This window comes from Paenibacillus enshidis, assembly GCF_042136365.1.
GTDB lineage: Bacteria > Bacillota > Bacilli > Paenibacillales > Paenibacillaceae > Paenibacillus > Paenibacillus enshidis.
Genome location: NZ_JBHHMI010000026.1, coordinates 39,740 through 57,134, shown reverse-complemented (window position 1 = coordinate 57,134; position 17,395 = coordinate 39,740). Strand labels below are relative to the sequence as shown.

The 17,395-nt window shown below is 48.1% G+C and carries 11 protein-coding genes and 4 tRNA genes; 13 read left to right on the top strand and 2 right to left on the bottom strand.

Annotation, left to right across the window (positions count from 1 at the left end):
• Nucleotide 1 precedes the first annotated feature (1 nt).
• The 11 genes from ACE41H_RS20795 to glmS all read left to right on the top strand — a co-directional run bounded on the left by ACE41H_RS20795 (nt 2) and on the right by glmS (nt 11,252).
• Nucleotides 2–76 (top strand) — tRNA-Gly (locus tag ACE41H_RS20795).
• Nucleotides 77–82: 6 nt separating this feature from the next.
• Nucleotides 83–159, top strand: a tRNA-Arg gene (locus tag ACE41H_RS20790).
• A gap of 17 nt (nt 160–176) precedes the next feature.
• Nucleotides 177–250: transfer RNA gene (locus ACE41H_RS20785), tRNA-Pro, on the top strand.
• Nucleotides 251–260: 10 nt separating this feature from the next.
• Nucleotides 261–334, top strand: a tRNA-Gly gene (locus ACE41H_RS20780).
• Between the two features lie 381 nt (nt 335–715).
• Nucleotides 716–3,508, top strand: coding sequence for a phosphoenolpyruvate carboxylase (ppc, locus tag ACE41H_RS20775; protein WP_375357477.1), 2,793 nt, complete (start codon nt 716–718; stop codon nt 3,506–3,508).
• A 122-nt stretch (nt 3,509–3,630) separates the two neighbouring features.
• Nucleotides 3,631–4,197, top strand: coding sequence for an RNA polymerase sigma factor SigW (gene sigW / locus ACE41H_RS20770; RefSeq protein ID WP_375357476.1), 567 nt, complete (start codon nt 3,631–3,633; stop codon nt 4,195–4,197).
• Nucleotides 4,198–4,335: 138 nt separating this feature from the next.
• Nucleotides 4,336–4,950 (top strand): zf-HC2 domain-containing protein, encoded by a 615-nt coding sequence (locus tag ACE41H_RS20765; RefSeq protein ID WP_375357475.1) that lies wholly within the window; start codon nt 4,336–4,338, stop codon nt 4,948–4,950.
• 227 nt (nt 4,951–5,177) lie between these two features.
• The gene (cdaA, locus tag ACE41H_RS20760) at nt 5,178–6,011 is read left to right on the top strand and encodes a diadenylate cyclase CdaA (protein WP_375357474.1); all 834 of its coding nucleotides are present in this window, start codon (nt 5,178–5,180) and stop codon (nt 6,009–6,011) included.
• Complete coding sequence (locus tag ACE41H_RS20755; protein ID WP_375357473.1) at nt 6,008–7,459, top strand: CdaR family protein; 1,452 nt, start codon at nt 6,008–6,010, stop codon at nt 7,457–7,459. The genes cdaA and ACE41H_RS20755 overlap by 4 nt, the downstream gene beginning before the upstream one ends.
• Before the next feature lie 41 nt (nt 7,460–7,500).
• Nucleotides 7,501–8,841, top strand: a complete 1,341-nt coding sequence (gene glmM / locus ACE41H_RS20750; RefSeq protein WP_375357472.1) for a phosphoglucosamine mutase — start codon at nt 7,501–7,503, stop codon at nt 8,839–8,841.
• Between the two features lie 578 nt (nt 8,842–9,419).
• Nucleotides 9,420–11,252 (top strand): glutamine--fructose-6-phosphate transaminase (isomerizing), encoded by a 1,833-nt coding sequence (glmS, locus tag ACE41H_RS20745; protein ID WP_375357471.1) that lies wholly within the window; start codon nt 9,420–9,422, stop codon nt 11,250–11,252.
• Between the two features lie 498 nt (nt 11,253–11,750).
• Here the strand turns inward: glmS and ACE41H_RS20740 are convergent, their stop codons facing one another.
• The gene (locus ACE41H_RS20740) at nt 11,751–12,872 is read right to left on the bottom strand and encodes an NADH-dependent flavin oxidoreductase (RefSeq protein ID WP_375357470.1); all 1,122 of its coding nucleotides are present in this window, start codon (nt 12,870–12,872) and stop codon (nt 11,751–11,753) included.
• Nucleotides 12,873–13,041: 169 nt separating this feature from the next.
• On the opposite strand from ACE41H_RS20740, the gene ACE41H_RS20735 reads away from it, so the two are divergent.
• Nucleotides 13,042–13,470, top strand: coding sequence for a MerR family transcriptional regulator (locus tag ACE41H_RS20735; protein ID WP_375357469.1), 429 nt, complete (start codon nt 13,042–13,044; stop codon nt 13,468–13,470).
• A gap of 243 nt (nt 13,471–13,713) precedes the next feature.
• Here the strand turns inward: ACE41H_RS20735 and ACE41H_RS20730 are convergent, their stop codons facing one another.
• Nucleotides 13,714–16,017, bottom strand: coding sequence for a glycosyl hydrolase (locus ACE41H_RS20730; protein WP_375357468.1), 2,304 nt, complete (start codon nt 16,015–16,017; stop codon nt 13,714–13,716).
• Nucleotides 16,018–16,330: 313 nt separating this feature from the next.
• Between ACE41H_RS20730 and ACE41H_RS20725 the strand changes: the two genes are divergently transcribed.
• Complete coding sequence (locus ACE41H_RS20725) at nt 16,331–17,320, top strand: quinone oxidoreductase family protein (protein WP_375357467.1); 990 nt, start codon at nt 16,331–16,333, stop codon at nt 17,318–17,320.
• Nucleotides 17,321–17,395 lie beyond the last annotated feature (75 nt).

The window sequence follows — 17,395 nt, the reverse complement described above, 5'->3', positions numbered from 1 at the left end:
TGCGGACGTGGCTCAGCGGTAGAGCATCGCCTTGCCAAGGCGAGGGTCGCGGGTTCGATTCCCGTCGTCCGCTCCATCATTTGTCCCCTTAGCTCAGCTGGATAGAGCGTTTGACTACGAATCAAAAGGTCGGGAGTTCGAATCTCTCAGGGGACGCCATATTTACTTCAAGTTATCGGGACGTAGCTCAGCTTGGTAGAGCACCTGGTTTGGGACCAGGGGGTCGCATGTTCAAATCGTGTCGTCCCGATACTTCATATGCGGGTGTAGTTCAATGGTAGAACTCCAGCCTTCCAAGCTGGTAGCGTGGGTTCGATTCCCATCACCCGCTCCATTGTGTACATACAAAGCCGTAAGGCTTTTTTTGTATTTCACTAAGAAATAAGCTGGAGAAAGCATTCGGTCTGTTTTGCGTTCTCCTTTTTTCTGTATCCATTTATATATCCCTGTTTTAAGCCCCGGAATATGTATCCATAAAAAAGTACAAACTAAATATTGAAGATTAAGGAAAATCATTTATAATGTAGATGAAATTACCTTGGGCATAATTATTTTCTTTTCTGAATAAAAAATCATCCCAGTTATAAATAATAAAGTTCTTTTTCCTCGAAATTTTCCGTTTAAAATTAAAGCTTTTCACCGATTTTTATTGTATGATGTTAAGAAAGTGTCAATTTTTCGTGGTGTGAATATCGGATAAGATGGGAGGAAAAGCATGACTGAGGTTACGTTGACCGCAAATAAAAGCCAATCCAACAATCTACTGCGGCGTGACGTTCGTTTTTTGGGTACGATTCTCGGGGAGGTCCTTGTACATCAGGGAGGTAATGAGCTTCTTGACATCGTAGAGAGAATAAGAGAAACGAGCAAATCCTTACGGGCCGAATTTTTGCCTGAGCTTTTCGATGATTTCAAATCCATGATTGGGAATCTGGAGCCGGAAATCCGACATCAGGTTATCCGGGCCTTCGCCATATATTTTCAATTGGTGAACATTGCGGAGCAGAATCACCGTATTCGCAGAAAGCGTGATTATGAACGGTCTGCCGGTGAGGAGATTCAGCCAGGCTCTATCGAAAAATCTGTGCAGGAGTTGAAGGAGCAAGGATTCACTGCAGAGGATGTACATTCTATACTGGGGGAGCTTTCCCTGGAGCTCGTGATGACCGCCCATCCGACAGAGGCCGTGCGGCGTGCCATTCTGGATATTCACAAGCGCATATCTGATTATGTGATGCAATCGGATGATCCGACGCTGACCTTCCGTGAGCGTGAACAGCTTCGTCAGAATCTGTTGAATGAGGTCATTACACTATGGCAGACCGACGAACTGCGGGACCGCAAGCCAACAGTATTGGACGAAGTCCGCAATGGCATGTATTTTTTCCATGAGACGCTGTTCCATGTACTCCCTGATGTGTATCAGGAGCTTGAACGGTGTCTGAATAAATATTATCCGGACACAAGATGGCATATTCCGACATATCTCCGCTTTGGTTCCTGGATTGGCGGGGACAGAGACGGTAATCCTTCCGTTACCTCTGATATTACGTGGGATACGCTTCAGATGCAGCGCAGGCTGGCTGTGCGGGAGTATCAGCGCATTCTGTTTGACCTGATGGGCTCGCTGAGCTTTAGCACAAGCATTGTGACTGTGTCCGACGAGCTTATGGCTTCCATTGAGCAGGACAAAACCAATGTCACTCTGAAGAAGATGGAAATCTGGCATAATGAAAAAGAGCCGTACCGGATTAAATTAGCCTACATGATCGCCAAAGTGAACAACGTGCTTGATGATACCAAAAAGGGCACCAAAGAGCAGTATGCAAGCGCTGCTGAGCTTATTGCAGACCTAAATATCATTGACAGCAGTCTGCGTATACACTTTGCTGATTATGTGGCGGATACTTATATTCAAAAAATAATACGTCAGGTCGAGCTGTTTGGTTTCCATACGGCAACTCTGGATATCCGCCAGCACAGCCAGGAGCATGAAAATGCGATGACCGAGATTTTGGCGAAAATGAACATCACGCCTGACTACAAAGCACTTTCCGAAGAAGAGAAGATTGAGCTTCTGGGCACCTTGATGAATGATCCGCGCCCGATCACCTCCCGTTACCTGGATTACAGTGAAAGCACACGGGAATGCCTGAGCGTCTACCAGACCATCTATAAGGCGCAGCAGGAATATGGTAAACAATGCATCACCAGTTACCTGATCAGTATGACACAGGGCGCGAGCGATATGCTGGAAGTGATGGTACTGGCCAAAGAAGCCGGCTTGTTCCGCAAGGAAGTGGACGGCACGATCATCTGCAGCATTCAGTCTGTTCCGCTTTTTGAGACCATCGATGACCTGCATGCGGCTCCGGAAATTATGAGAAGGCTGCTGAAGCTTCCGGTGTATCGTCAGTCAGTGGCAGCGATGAACCATATGCAGGAAATCATGCTTGGCTATTCGGACAGCAATAAGGATGGCGGGGTCGTAACGGCGAATTATGAGCTTCGCGTAGCCATGAACGAGTTGACCAAGGTGGCGGGCGAGTTCGATATCAGGCTGAAATTCTTCCATGGACGAGGAGGAGCGCTCGGACGAGGGGGCATGCCGCTTAACCGCAGCATTCTGGCTCAGCCGCCGGGAACGGTAGGTGGAGGAATCAAGATTACGGAGCAGGGAGAAGTGCTTTCGTCCCGTTATTCTTTAAAAGGTATCGCCTATCGCAGTCTTGAACAGGCGACATCAGCGCTGCTGATCTCGGCCATGTACCGCCGCTCCGGCAAGGAAGAAAAAATGAATGAAGAGTGGGAAGAGATCATCACGCAGATTTCTGCAGTTTCGCTGGAAAAATATCAGGACCTGATTTTCCGGGATCCGGATTTCTTTACCTTTTTTAAAGAGTCGACACCGCTTCCGGAAATTGGAGAGCTGAACATCGGCTCCAGGCCGTCGAAGCGCAAAAATAGCGACCGCTTCGAGGATCTACGCGCCATTCCTTGGGTATTTGCATGGACGCAGAGCCGTTATTTACTGCCTGCCTGGTATGCTGCGGGCTCCGGACTGCAGAGCTTCTATCAGGACAAGGAAGAGAATATGCAGGTGTTGCAGACGATGTACCAGGAGTTTCCGTTCTTCCGTTCCTTGATTGATACGCTGCAAATGGCGATCGCCAAAGCGGATCTGCTGATCGCCAAGGAGTACGCCAGCATGACGGAGAACGATGAAGCGCGCCAGCGTATACTCGGACTCATCACTCAAGAGTATGAGCTGACTTCCAGCCTGATCCTGAAAATTACAGGGCAAAAGGAAATTCTGGATAATGTTCCTGTTATTCAGGAGTCTATCAGGCTGCGGAACCCTTATGTCGATCCGCTTAGCTACCTGCAGGTACAACTGCTGACTGAGCTGCGGGCACCGAGAGAACAAATCGGCGAAGACGCAGAGCTGCTGCGGGAAGTATTGCTTACTATTAACGGTATTGCGGCAGGGCTAAGGAATACTGGTTGATGCGTTAAGCAGAGGATGCTTTAAAATACACAGTCGGGTGCTCTAGGGAGGACCCGGCTGCTCTGTTATTGTTGACAGGATCATAATCATATCAGCCCATCAGCAAGTCTGGGGGAATAACGGTGGAAAACATGGACAGCCGCTTGGTCAGGCTGATTCTTAAAGGGGATCAGTGGGCTTTTGCGGAGCTAGTGGAGCTTTACAAAGATAAAATATTTCATCTGACATACCGGATGCTGGGCAATCGCCATGAAGCTGAAGATATGGTGCAGGAGACATTTTTACGCGTCTACCGCAATTTGGATAAGTACGATCCTAATCAAAAATTCTCTACATGGATATACCGGATTGCTACCAATTTGTGTATTGACCGGTTGCGAAGAAGAAAACCTACATATTCACTGGATGCGGAAATCAATGAGCAAGAGGGAGGCGATGGGTATGCGATGCTTGCAAGCGATGAACGCACACCTGAAGGCGAAACTCTGCTGCAGGAGACGCAGACTCAAATCCGGGAAGCCATAGACGGCCTGCCGGCTAAATACAAATCCATTATGGTGCTCCGCTATTTACAGGATATGTCCCTCCAGGAGATCAGCGATGTGCTTAATTTACCGGTCACGACAATTAAGACTCGGGTACACCGGGGGCGTGAATTTTTACGGAAAAAGCTTGAACACAAACTGTAGCGTTTTTATGAAACGTATCTGCTGCGGCAGCGTATGTAATGTTGTACGGACGGACCTTGCGCCATGGGATGCGTGGACAATGATGTGTCTGCATCGGTTGGCTGCAAGTCGGAAGACTACAAGAAAGGATTGGCTCATATGGAATGCAAAGAGGCCGTCTCTTTGATGCACCTATACCTGGATGGCGATCTGTCCAAGCTGGAAAAGAGTAAGCTGCAGGAACATCTGCTGGAATGCCAGGATTGCCGGATGCGGTTTAAAGAGCTGGAGCGGACCGAAATGATGCTGTTCGGAATCCAGCATCCCCTGCCTTTTGTAACGGATGAGCTGACTGATCGGATTTTGAGCGTTATGCCCACACCGAAGCGGCAACAGCCATGGGTCAAATGGATAAAAAGGCATCCGGCTGCAACTGCTGCGGCTTTCTTTCTCGTTGTCATCCTAGCCAGTATTTTAAGTAATTGGGGCCAGAACAGTCAGCTAGTGGTCCGTGGAGACAATCTGGATCAGGTAGTCATCCATGGCAGCACGGTTATTGTGCCTGAAGGCAAGGCGATTGATGGGGATCTGACAGTGGAGAATGGAATTGCTCAGGTGTACGGGGATGTAGAAGGAAATTTGACAGTGATTGACGGCTCCTATTACCAGGCGTCAACCGCACATATATCGGGACAGGTAAAGAGCATTGATCGGGCTTTGGATTGGGTATGGTATAAAATTTCGAATTTGTTCACTGAAGTGGCATACCGCTAAAGCTCGGCCGGAAGGATCTATTTAAAGCGCCTTTTTCTTCGAAAAGGGCGCTTTTTTGAGTCTAAATGTTCCAGAATTTTGCGATAATAACTGAAATACACCATTAAAAGCGGAGTTCGGCTTGCAACCTGACCGCGATCGTTATAACCTAGATAAAGAGACCATACTATATACATACCGACGCTTAAAAACAACCCACTTATTACTGACACTGCGGGGGCATGCGCATGCTGGAATATTTTACGGATATGACCTGGAAAGAGTCAATTAAGGACTTAGTCGATATTTTAATTGTAACGTACATTATATATCAGATTATTTTACTGGTGCGGGGCACCAGGGCAGTTCAGCTGTTAAAAGGGATCCTTGTGCTGGTTGTCATATGGGCGCTCAGCACCTGGTTTGATTTGTATACGCTGAAATGGCTCATGAACCAGATGTTCACCTTTGGGGTGCTGGCGGTCTTTATTATCTTTCAGCCTGAGCTCAGACGGGGACTTGAGCAGTTGGGCAGAGGAAAGCTGTTTGGCCGCTCGACTGCCGAGGATGAAGAGCTGAATAAACTGATCGGCGAGATTATCAAGGCGTTGAACTATCTTTCCCGCAGGAAAATCGGTGCCTTGATTGTCTTTGAACGCGAGACTGGTCTGAACGAATATACTGAATCCGGGATAAGAACCCAGGCAGTAGTGAGCTCGGAGCTGCTTATCAATATCTTTATTCCGAATACGCCTCTGCATGACGGGGCGGTCATTATTCAGAACAACCAAATCGCAGCGGCAGCATGTTATCTTCCTCTATCGGAGAATCCCTTTATCAGCAAGGAGCTTGGAACGAGACACCGGGCCGCGATCGGCGTCAGTGAGATGGCTGATGCGGTATCCATTGTCGTGTCCGAGGAAACGGGCCAAATTTCACTTGCTATTAACGGTCAGGTTGTAAGGGACATTAAGGAAGAATCGCTGATCTCCAAATTGTATGAGGAGCTGCGCCCGGCCGCATTGATCAAGGAAAAGCGCAAGCCGTTCTGGAAGCGGGGGGGAGGCGCCACCAATTCATGATGGACAGATGGTTTAATAATGCAACTTTTTCCAAAATACTGGCTTTGTTGATCAGCATCCTGCTTTGGGCAATGGTCCATCTGGACAGCAGTACGACTTCACCGGGAATTACAACGGCTTATGATAATAAAACAATTAAAGATGTAGCGGTCCAGGCAGCGGGACTGGATGACAATTATGTGCTCACCGCCATGAGTACGGACAGGGTGACGCTTCAGGTTAGGGGACAACGCTCATTGTTGACTTCATTTTTTACGGACGACTATAAAGTAACCATTGATTTATCTAATGTGAAGGCGGGGACGGAGACACTGCCGCTGAGAGCTGATCTTCCCTCCGGCGTTGAGGTGATGTCCATTAATCCGTCTATGGTTACGGTAACGGTGGAAGAGAAGAAAACAAAGTCCTTCAATGTAACCATTGCCACGGACGGTGAGCCTGCGGCAGGCATGAGGCTTGGCGTTCCTTCCTTGGACCCGGCAGCTGTGGATGTCACTTTGGCGGAGAGCCGCCTTGAAGCGGTGGCTTTTGTACGCGGTACCGTGGATGTAAGCGGAGCGAAAGAAAATGTGACCGAACGCAGAGTACGGCTTAAGGCATATGATAAGAATGGCCAGGAAATTGAGGAAGCTGTGATTGAACCGGCTACGGTGTCCGCCGAAGTACCGGTTGTTCAGGGCTACAAAACACTGCCCATAAAAGTAAGCTACACAGGCGACCTGCCTGACGGCCTGGTTCTTGCCAGTGTTAAGCCAAGCGTGACAGAGGCAAGTGTGTATGGTCCAACCTCTGCATTGTCAGGATTAACAGGAAATGTTACTGCGACGCTGGATCTCAGCACGCTGACAGAAGCGGGGACCAAGAAGGTTCAGGCCAATCTGACTGTGCCTGTCGGGGCGAAGAGCGTAGCTCCGGCGTCGATTGAGCTGGAGGTTACGGTGGCCCCGGATGGGGAAGTACGCACTATACAAAGGACGATTGAGAACGTTCCGATCCAGGTCAACGGAGCTGGCAATTCAGCCAGCATTACGATAGTCAATCCGGATAGCCAGACTATGAATATCAATATAAATGGACCTGAGGATCTAGTGAATGAATTGACGAATAACGATATTATATTGGTGGCTGACGTTGCAGGCCTGGCCCCTGGGCAGCATGATGTCCCACTCCAGGTAACGCTGCCGAAGTACATTTCACTTGCAGACGGAGGCGAGCCGTTAACGATTACTGTACAAGTGCAAGAGGGATCGGAACCTGCTGCTACAGACCCGGAAGGGGACACGGGGACGAATTCTGCGGGGCAGAGCAACGAGCCGCCTAATGCTGCCGGAAGCGTTCAGGAGTCGGAGCCTGCGGATGGCCCTGCAACAGGGGATGCGCCGGAGGGTGGACAGGATGCCAGTCAGCAGGGCAGCCAGGATGATATACCAGATGCAAGTCAGCCTTAAAATAAATAAAGCAGATATATATTAAAGAGGGAGTCATCATAATGGGAAAATACTTTGGAACAGACGGCGTCAGAGGTATAGCAAATAAAGAGCTGACGGCGGAACTCGCTTACAGCATCGGACGCTGCGGCGGATATGTGCTGGCAGGAAATGTAGAGAAGCCTACGGTGGTGATCGGCATGGACACCCGGATTTCGGGTTTGATGCTGGAATCGGCACTGGTGGCCGGCCTGCTGTCCATTGGAGCGAATGTCATCCGGCTCGGGGTGGTTTCTACACCAGGAGTTGCTTATTTAACACGCATGCTTAAGGCGGATGCGGGCGTGATGATTTCCGCTTCCCATAATCCGGTGGAGGATAATGGGATCAAGTTTTTTGGAGGGGATGGCTTCAAACTGTCGGATGAGACGGAGCTGAAGATCGAAGCACTGATGGATGCTGACGAAGACCGACTGCCTCGTCCTGTAGGAAGTGGTTTGGGGGCAGTTACAGTGGATGATAAATCCCGTTACCTGTATCTGGATTACCTGAAGACGACGGTTTCCAACTCCTTTAAAGGGCTTAAAGTTGTTCTAGACTGTGCCAACGGTGCGGCTTACGAGCTTGCTCCCAAGCTTTTTGCAGAACTGGGCGCGGAGGTCATCGCAATCGGAGCGGAGCCAGACGGCTTGAATATTAACGACCACTGCGGGTCCACGCATCCGGAGAAGCTAAAGGAAGAGGTTCTCCGCCAGAAAGCGGATATCGGGCTTGCTTTTGACGGGGACGCGGACCGACTGATCGCCATTGATGAAAATGGGGCAGAGGTAGACGGGGACTTCATTCTTTGCATTTGTGGAGATGCCATGAACCGTGCCGGCAAGCTGAAGGATAGCACGATCGTATCTACGGTCATGAGCAATATCGGCTTCTATAAAGCGGCTGAGAAGCTTTCTCTGAAAACGGCGAAAACGGCCGTTGGCGACCGCTATGTCATGGAGGAAATGCGTCGCGGCGGCTACAATCTGGGTGGAGAGCAGTCCGGGCACGTGATTTTCCTGGATTATAATACGACAGGCGACGGAATGCTGACTGCCATTCAACTGGTGGGTACCCTTGTGGCGTCAGGCAAGAAGCTCAGTGAGCTGAAATCCTTGATGAAGCAATATCCTCAGGTGCTGGTTAACGTCCGTGTGCAGGATAAAAGCAATTACCCGGGCAATGCGGCCATCGCGGAAGCGATTCAGAAGGTTGAGCAGAAGCTCGGCGACAATGGGCGCGTGCTTGTTCGTCCCTCCGGCACGGAATCGTTGATTCGCGTTATGGCAGAGGGCCCTGACAAGGCAGAACTTGAGCGTTATGTTGAAGAAATTGCCGAAGTTGTGAAAAAAGAGCTCGTGTAAAGGTGCAAGCAAACCTGTGCCCGGAGCGCTGCAGAGCATCCTTTTGATTCGAACGCTACGGGCACGGGTATCCATGTGAAAGAAATTCGGTTTGGGAAGGGTACAAAAACCATTGCCAAATCGACATAGACATGCATATAATGTATTAGTATTTTGACTTAAGAATAGAAAGCGAGGGCAGTGAGGTTTACAACCACTAAGCGCCAGAGCTTGCATTTATGCGCGGGGGAACTGAGGTTCACGGCATAACAAGCTGACGAGGTGGAGGTGTTCGAAATGTTCGGCGGGGACCTCCCGGTGATGCATCCAACCGTAAATCGGTTTTCGGAAAAGAGATGGGCGACCATTTTTACAACGAACCGGTAAGATGCCACTAAATTATAAAATTATGAATTCATTTCATGAATGTGCGGCCATCAGCAGCTGTGCAGCACGGGAAAACGTGACATTCGTGAAGATTTTTATTTGTCGATGCCGATTTTCTTTGACAACTTCATAATGAACTTTTTTCCCGCATGCACCGTATGCTCTTTTTCCAGGTCCCGTTCTGTTGAAATGATGATCGGAGGAAATCGAACATGTGTGGTATTGTAGGGTATATTGGGGATAAGAATACACAGGAAATTTTGCTGGATGGCTTGAGCAAGCTGGAATACCGTGGGTATGATTCGGCGGGAATCGCCGTATTTACGAATGAAGGTCTCAAAGTTGCCAAGTCCAAAGGGCGCCTCGCCAACCTGGAAGCCAAGCTGGAAGGAACTCCGCTGATCGGCAGCGCCGGTATCGGACACACACGCTGGGCTACACACGGTAAGCCTTCTGACGTCAACTCCCATCCGCATATGGATGAAAGCCGGAAATTCTCGGTTGTTCATAACGGGATTATCGAGAATTACCTGGAGCTCAAAGAGGAACTGATGAAGGAAGGACACACGTTCCTGTCCGAAACGGATACGGAAATCGTATCTCACCTGATCGCACGTGAATACCAGGGTGACATCATCAAAGCGGTACAGAAAGCTATCACCCATATGCGGGGAGCATTTGCACTGGGGGTATTGACTGAATATGAGCCGGACAAACTGGTTGCGGTTCGTCAGGCTAGCCCGCTGGTCATCGGTGTAGGGGAAGGCGAAAATTTCATTGGTTCTGATATTCCCGCTATTTTGAAATATACACGTAATGTATACATTCTCGAAGACGGTGAGATGGCTGTGCTTACAAAGGATGCTGTCGAACTGTTGACGATCGAAGGAAACTTTATTGCTCGGGAAATGATTCATGTCGATTGGGATGCCGTGACTGCTGAAAAAGGCGGTTATGAGCATTTCATGCTGAAGGAAATTCATGAGCAGCCACGAGCTTACCGGGACACGATGCTTGGACGTATCGATCATGCCAATCATCAAGCCGTTCTGCCGGAGCTGAAGCTGTCTGCCGAGCAGATCAAAAATATCCGCAACATCCAGATTGTTGCCTGTGGTACAGCGTATAATGCCGGTCTGATCGGCCGTACGGTAATCGAGCAGTTCGCCCGCATTCCTGTTGAGAATGATGTGGCTTCCGAATACCGTTACCGTTCGCCAATCATCACGCCGGAAACACTTGTGATTGTGGTCAGCCAATCGGGCGAAACCGCTGATACGTTGGCAGCACTGCGTGAAGCGCAGGCGAACGGAGCGCATGTGCTCGCTATAACTAATGTGGTTGGCAGCTCCATCGCCCGCGATGCGGACGACGTGCTTGTCACGCTGGCAGGTCCTGAAATTGCGGTAGCGTCGACGAAAGCATATACTTCCCAGCTCATTGCTTTCTATCTGTTTGGCCTGTACCTTGCGCAAGTTCGCGGTACGATGACTAAAGAAGAAGTTGCTCATGTACTGGCGGCAATGGAAGCTCTGCCTGAACAGGTGGAAGCGATGCTGGGCCAAGCCGATACGATTAAGTCTTATGCTGAGCAAATTGCGAAGCACAAGCATTTGTTCTTTATCGGCCGTGGCCAGGACTACGCTGTAGTGCAGGAGGGCTCTCTGAAGCTGAAGGAGATCTCCTACATTCATTCCGAGGCTTATGCTGCTGGCGAACTGAAACACGGCACGCTGGCATTGATTGAAGATGGCGTTCCTGTCATTTCTCTGATCACCCAGGAAGCTGTGATGGAGAAAACATTGAGCAACATCAAGGAAGTAAAAGCACGCGGTGCCGAGGTGCTCGCAATCTCCTATGAAGAGCACGCTGCCGAGCTGCTGAAATCCGTAGACCATGTGATTGTGATTCCGAAAACTCTGCCAGTTCTAACGGCTGCGCTTTCGGTCGTAACGCTTCAACTGCTGGCATACTACGCTTCTCTCGCGTTGGGTCATGACGTGGATAAACCTCGTAACCTGGCGAAGAGCGTGACGGTAGAGTAATTATTTTAAGTAGCGAAACCGTCCTGTGCAACGGAAATAAAGTCGTTCCGAGCAAATTAAACTTGTAGCGAGCCATTAAAAGTAGTATCAGAGTCGAGCGAATGCAGGATTATTTCCTGACATTTACTCGGCTTTTACCCAGGCTATTTCTGACCCTTTAGCCTGATCTTGTCCCTGTCTTTTGATACGACTTTATTTTCGCTCAATACGTCCTTGTCCGAAGAAAATAAAGTGTTAGACTGGCGCCCCTTGGTTAAGCTAATGGGCAGTTTAACGCAACAATATTCTGGAGCAGTAGCCTAATTCAGGTTATTTAACGACCCCTATTTGCAAAGGCCTTCAAGATCGAAATATACGCGGTATGTGTGTCCGCAACAGCAAGAATTGCCCTACCGAACTACGGATGGGCGGGGCACCTTAGAATCAGCAAAAGAAACCCGAAGTCTCATAAAAGACTCGGGTTTTTCGTCAATCTGAGTAGCCTTTAGGGCTACTTTTTTATTTTCCGATATTAAACCAGCCTGGCATTGTTTGAATGACATTCCAAAGTTTTTCTGGAATATTAAGCTGGTTGAGTTTCGAAACGTTCAACTCAGAATCTATCTCGGCTTCACGACCATTTGCGACCTTTTCAACCCAAGTAGGATCCATAATTAACGCATGCCCAATGGCAACTAGCGGCAATCCTAATTCCGCAGCTTGAAGAGCATCATCCGGTGTTAGTATGGAACCAGCAGCCAGCACAGGTACTTTACCGTTTGCTCTTTCAAGAATTAATTCAAGCCGTGTTTTTTCATCTTGACTGTCTACTGGTTTTGAAGACACATTATCTAATGAAGCATGAATATAATCTAAATCCTGTTCAACAAGGAAATCAATTAATTCATACGTGTCTTTCATACGTAATCCGTCCACTTTGTGGGATTCTTCAGGGGAAAGCCGGAAACCAATCATAAATGGTTTTGCAGCATGTTTTTCAATGACATTTTTGATTTCGTTAATAATCGCCAATGGAAAACGCAAGCGATTTTCAAGTGATCCTCCCCATTGGTCCGTCCGTTGATTCGTTGCTGGCGACCAGAAGTTTTGAATTAAAAATCCATGTGCCCCATGAATTTCGACGCCATCAAATCCGGCTTCAATCGCTCGTCTTGTTGTATCTCCAAAAGCACGTACAATCGACAAAATCTCCTCATGTGATAGTTCTCTTGTTTCTGGCGTTGAACCTAAATTAGTAATTTCGGGTTGCAATGCACTCGCACTAACTGCATCCAAATCGGGCAAAGCTTTATTGCCAGCATGAAAAATCTGTAGGATCGCAGGAGAGCCTCCACTTTTCGCAGCTTCAGCTAATTTTCGTAAACTTGGAGTGAATTCATCATTGTACCCAGCGAATTCATTCGTAAAACCCTGCCCATTAGGTGTAACATGAGTACACCCTGTAATGACGAGTCCTACTCCATTCACTCTTTGTTTGTAATACTTTACTTCGTCATCCGAAATGGTAAGATCGTCATTACTTGACCAGGTGGTCATAGGTGCCATAACAATTCTATTCTTCATTGTTATTCCACTTCTGAATGTGAAGGATTCAAATAACTTACTGTATTTTTGATTCATTTCTGTAACCTCGCTATCATATTTTCTTTTCTATTTCAGTGTACTTGGTTACCGTTACAGTATGTCCAGGATTAATTTTTATATGATTATATATAGAATTGTTGTGCTTTCATTCTCTTTATGATATATATTTAGTTACAGTAACTGTAACTAAAGGTGGGACAAATAGATGTTGTATTCAATGACATATGTAGTGGAAAATTTAAATGTATCTGCAAAGACACTTCGATTTTATGAAGAGCAGGGGATATTACCAAGTATATCTCGTGACGAAAAAGGCCGTAGAGTTTATAACCAACAACAAATAGATTGGATTTCTTTTATTCGTTGTCTCAAAGAGACAGGAATGCCTCTTTCAAAAATCAAGGATTACAAGGAACTTTATGAATCGGGAAATAGCACCTATTTGCAAAGAGAGGAGATGTTGAGGCAGCATAAATTGGAAGTTCAGAAGAAAATTGACGAAAGTCAAAAACACTTGGAAGAAATAAACTATAAACTAGCCATGTATGAACTTCAGAAAGAAGAGGTTATGAAAAACCCCAACTATAACTTTAAATGTCACGGTCACGGCCTGGAGATTAAGACGGTGAATTAATGTAATGTACTTACACTCTTATTTTGCAGCATACTTTGCAACGATTCCCAAACAACTTGCGTTTATTACTCCCATGATATCATGGGATGTTCGGCTAATCTAAAAGTTTCGCTACGACAAACCCAATAAAATCAACAAAACGGGTTCCAGAGTTTTTAATTACCTGACACATTGTCTTGCCTAACACAACAAAAGGGTTGGAGCAGGGGATAACCCCCGATCCAACCCTTTTTTCTTACCTCTTTACGGCTCAATCCCCCATGCAAGCTGACCGTTCATATACCCGGTAACCTGTTCATTGTTCACGTATTGACTGTTGGAAGCCTTAAATGAGTAATCGTCAGCCTGGTTGTAATTGGACCAGTTGCTTTTGGAGAACCGTGCTTGAATTTCTGCGCTCTCGCCGGGATTCAGCGTTCCAGCCGAACCCGTAAAGCCCATTTCCAGAACATAATCGGCTCCGGCAACTGGAGTCGCCAGTTTAACGAATTTGCTGGTTACATTCGCACTCCCGATGCTGGCCCAGTCGCACCAGAAACTCTGTGCATTTTCCCCGTCAATCGTGTAGTAATAACGGAGTTTTACGTCACTTAACTGAATCGCCGAATCACCGGTGTTGACTACTTTGAATTTGGGTGAAATTCCGTTGGTGGAGGCACTCGTGTTGCCGTTAAAGGATTGGACCGTCAGGTCTCCCGCAGGTAGATGAACACCGCCGTCCACTACATTTACTGTAAGAACAGCGTTTTTTCCTCCGCTGAAATGAAAGGTTAGCGCATTCTGGCCCAGCGGCAGCGTGGAAAGATAGGATTTGCTCAGAACGACAGCAGCGCTTGATTTCGTATAATCCTGGCCCGATGCAAGCGTATAATTTCCATTCGTTATGCTTGCAAGCTGGTGTCCGTTTAAAGTAAGGGATACGGAAATATCCTGCCCTGGATTCTCCACTTTATCATATGTTGCATTCACAGGCGTAATCGCAGCACTTGGGGTAGGATTGTCCCCCTTTAAATCGGGCAACTCATCCAACGTGATTACATAATTACTTTGATAAAGCGTTTTCAGAGTGTCCGGATAATTAAAGGCAGAGCTCATGAGATGCTCGCCATACCAGGGGCAGAAGTAGAGCCAGCCCGCTTTTTCCTCTGTCAGATTCTGTACGCTTGGGACGGTGTCATTCTCCGTCATGGCTACCATTTTCGTGCCGTCGGTTAAATCAACAAGCTGATAGAAAATCGAAGTAATGGCATCCTCATTGGGCACGCCGGACAAACCGTCATGGCGGTTGTAGATCGTATTGTATTTATCATAACCGACAATATCTACCTGATCGTCGCCGGGATACCATGCGGGGGAAGTGTTATACACGTAGCTGTTGTAGGTCCAGATCAAGTTATGCAGGCCATACGTCTCCGTAAGTTCGGTATAGAGCAGATCCCACAGCTGTTTGTACACCTCCGCACCTGCCGAAGCCCACCAGAACCAGGCGCCTTCCCCATTCAACCCGCCGTTGCCCTCCGCCTCATGATAGGGACGGAAAATAACCGGCACATTGTTGTTTTGCAGAATCTGCAGCTGTTCCGCCAAATCCTCAATGGTCATCATTACGTATTGATACTCTTTCGTACCGGGAACCACCGCATTGGCTGTATTAAAATTGGTTTCCGTCGGCTTGTAGGTGGCGTTCTTCCAATCTACAAACTCCCCGAGCTGATAGGCGTTGAAATCTCGGGGCACATTGATATGCCAGCTGGCAGTCGCGATCCCGCCCCGGTTATTCACCCAATCGATCATCCGGTCAGTTGTGCCGTCCTCCCAACCGTACAACGGATTATAGTTCATCAAATCGAATCCGCGGATTGCCGGGTACTTTCCGGTTAAATTGTGGATCCAATCAAACTCCAGCTCATAATTGCCGTTATTTCCGCCACCATAAATCTCCTGCTGGCCGGAGATCATATGGTTGCCGTAAACCTCTGTTAAATAATTCATCAAAGTCTGCGTTTCCGGTGTAGCTTGAGAATCGGTGAGGACAGGCTGCACATCCAGGGGATCAAGATCGGCATAATCCACAGTGAAGGTGTCAAAATAAGCGAATCCCCAACCGGCCTTCAGTTGGATGGTGTTGCTTCCTTGCTTCAGCTTATGAAAGCCAAAATCGAAATTCGACCACTCGGTTGTGTAGGGCAGCATATACGAACCCTTGGTAACACCGTTAACTGTTAAATATTGAAGCCTGCCGTCAGGACTCAACTCCTGCATATAGCGGGTGGAGATCGCATACATGCCGGTTTCCGGGACGGTCACAGTAAAAGTGATTGTGCCGGAATTCTGCATCCAGACAAACCCGCTCCCGGAGTAGCCGGGCTTGGGTTGTCCGTAAATTTCAGTCACCACTTGGAGATCGGAGGAGAGCTGTGCATCTTCGCTTTCAATCGTGAAAAGTGCGGTGTCTGCATGAACAGGCGCTGCCATCAATCCAAACCATCCAAACAGCAGAGTACATGCCACCATCATTGCGCTTGCCTTTTTGAGCCAATGTTTCATTACCATCTTTCCTTTCCATCTGAAATAGGATGAACAATAACATCATGTATCAACTCATGGTAGCGCTTACAAAACAAACATAGCACACAAACCAAATTTTGTAAATATTTCGACAAAGAAAATATTCAGTCCTTCCTTGTGCCTTGAAAACGATATACATATAGATCTGAATGAATAGGGAGTGTCTTTACTAATTAATTAAAACCGCAGGAGTAGCCTGTTACCTTTTATACCCGTATAACCCAAACCTGTCTGACTCCGCACCCCCTTGGTAAGATAACCCCATAGTTAATCTATCGAGGAGGTTCTCAAGATGAAATCGATTGTTATTGAAAGAGCAGGCGGAGCCGAGGTACTGCAGATAAAGGAAATGCCGGATCTTGCGCCAAGATACGGGGAGATGATTGTAGATGTGGCGTATGCAGGCGTCGGGCTTGTGGATATATTGATCCGCAAAGGCGAGTTTACGGAGTTGTTTCCATTTCCGGTGATCCCTGGACTTGAAGTGTCCGGATATGTCCGTTCAATAGGAGAGGGCGTTCAGGGATTTAGGATCGGCCAGCCGGTCGCTTCCATGAAGCTGCTTGAGCTTGGTGGTTACGCCACTCAGGCTAGAGTAACGCCGCAACTTACGGTACCACTTGATGAGCTTGGAGGTGATGTGAAGATGCCCGAGGCTGCTGCCTCCATTGTCAACCTGACTACGGCCTATATGGCAGTCAAGCATGTGAACCGGATGAAGGAAGGAGACACCGTTCTGGTTCATGCTGCTGCAGGCGGATTGGGCAGCTTTCTTGGGCAAATCGCCAAGCGGTTTGGTGCAGGTACAGTGCTGGGAACGGTTGGCTCATCGGATAAGATCAAGCTGGCTGCCTCACTTGGATATGACGAACTGCTGCTGCGTTCGGATTTTGTGGATGTAATCAAACAGATTGTGGGAGTGCAGGGAGTTGACGCCGTTTTTGACCCGGTCGGCGGGGAGACAAGGTCTCGCAGCCTGGAGCTCCTGAAGCCGCTGGGGCAAATGATCGCCTTGGGCAATGCCAGCGGCGGCGAATTGATGCATGCTACGAATGATATTTGGCTGGGCAACATGAACATCGCCGGATTTAACCTGGGGGCATATGCCGTATATGATCCGGAGTCGGTGGGACAGGCGGCGAGAGAAGCGCTGCAGCTGCTCGCCAGCGGGGATGTCCGCTCGGAGGTGTACGGTATATATCCAATGGAGTACGCATCTGATGCGCACCGACTGCTCGAGAGCCGGCAGACGTCGGGCAAGCTGGTGCTGCAGATGGGATAACGAATAACGGAGAACAGTATGAACAACAGGTAACATCAGAACCCATCAAAATGTGTATCTGCCACGATTTAAAGC

Bases quoted from the DNA above. Each gene is read 5' to 3' on its own strand.
- ppc (WP_375357477.1), top strand. From the start codon at position 716: ATGACTGAGGTTACGTTGACCGCAAATAAAAGCCAATCCAACAATCTA.
- ACE41H_RS20765 (WP_375357475.1), top strand. From the start codon at position 4,336: ATGGAATGCAAAGAGGCCGTCTCTTTGATGCACCTATACCTGGATGGC.
- cdaA (WP_375357474.1), top strand. From the start codon at position 5,178: ATGCTGGAATATTTTACGGATATGACCTGGAAAGAGTCAATTAAGGAC.
- ACE41H_RS20755 (WP_375357473.1), top strand. From the start codon at position 6,008: ATGATGGACAGATGGTTTAATAATGCAACTTTTTCCAAAATACTGGCT.
- glmM (WP_375357472.1), top strand. From the start codon at position 7,501: ATGGGAAAATACTTTGGAACAGACGGCGTCAGAGGTATAGCAAATAAA.
- glmS (WP_375357471.1), top strand. From the start codon at position 9,420: ATGTGTGGTATTGTAGGGTATATTGGGGATAAGAATACACAGGAAATT.
- ACE41H_RS20740 (WP_375357470.1), bottom strand. From the start codon at position 12,872: ATGAATCAAAAATACAGTAAGTTATTTGAATCCTTCACATTCAGAAGT.
- ACE41H_RS20735 (WP_375357469.1), top strand. From the start codon at position 13,042: ATGTTGTATTCAATGACATATGTAGTGGAAAATTTAAATGTATCTGCA.
- ACE41H_RS20730 (WP_375357468.1), bottom strand. From the start codon at position 16,017: ATGAAACATTGGCTCAAAAAGGCAAGCGCAATGATGGTGGCATGTACT.
- ACE41H_RS20725 (WP_375357467.1), top strand. From the start codon at position 16,331: ATGAAATCGATTGTTATTGAAAGAGCAGGCGGAGCCGAGGTACTGCAG.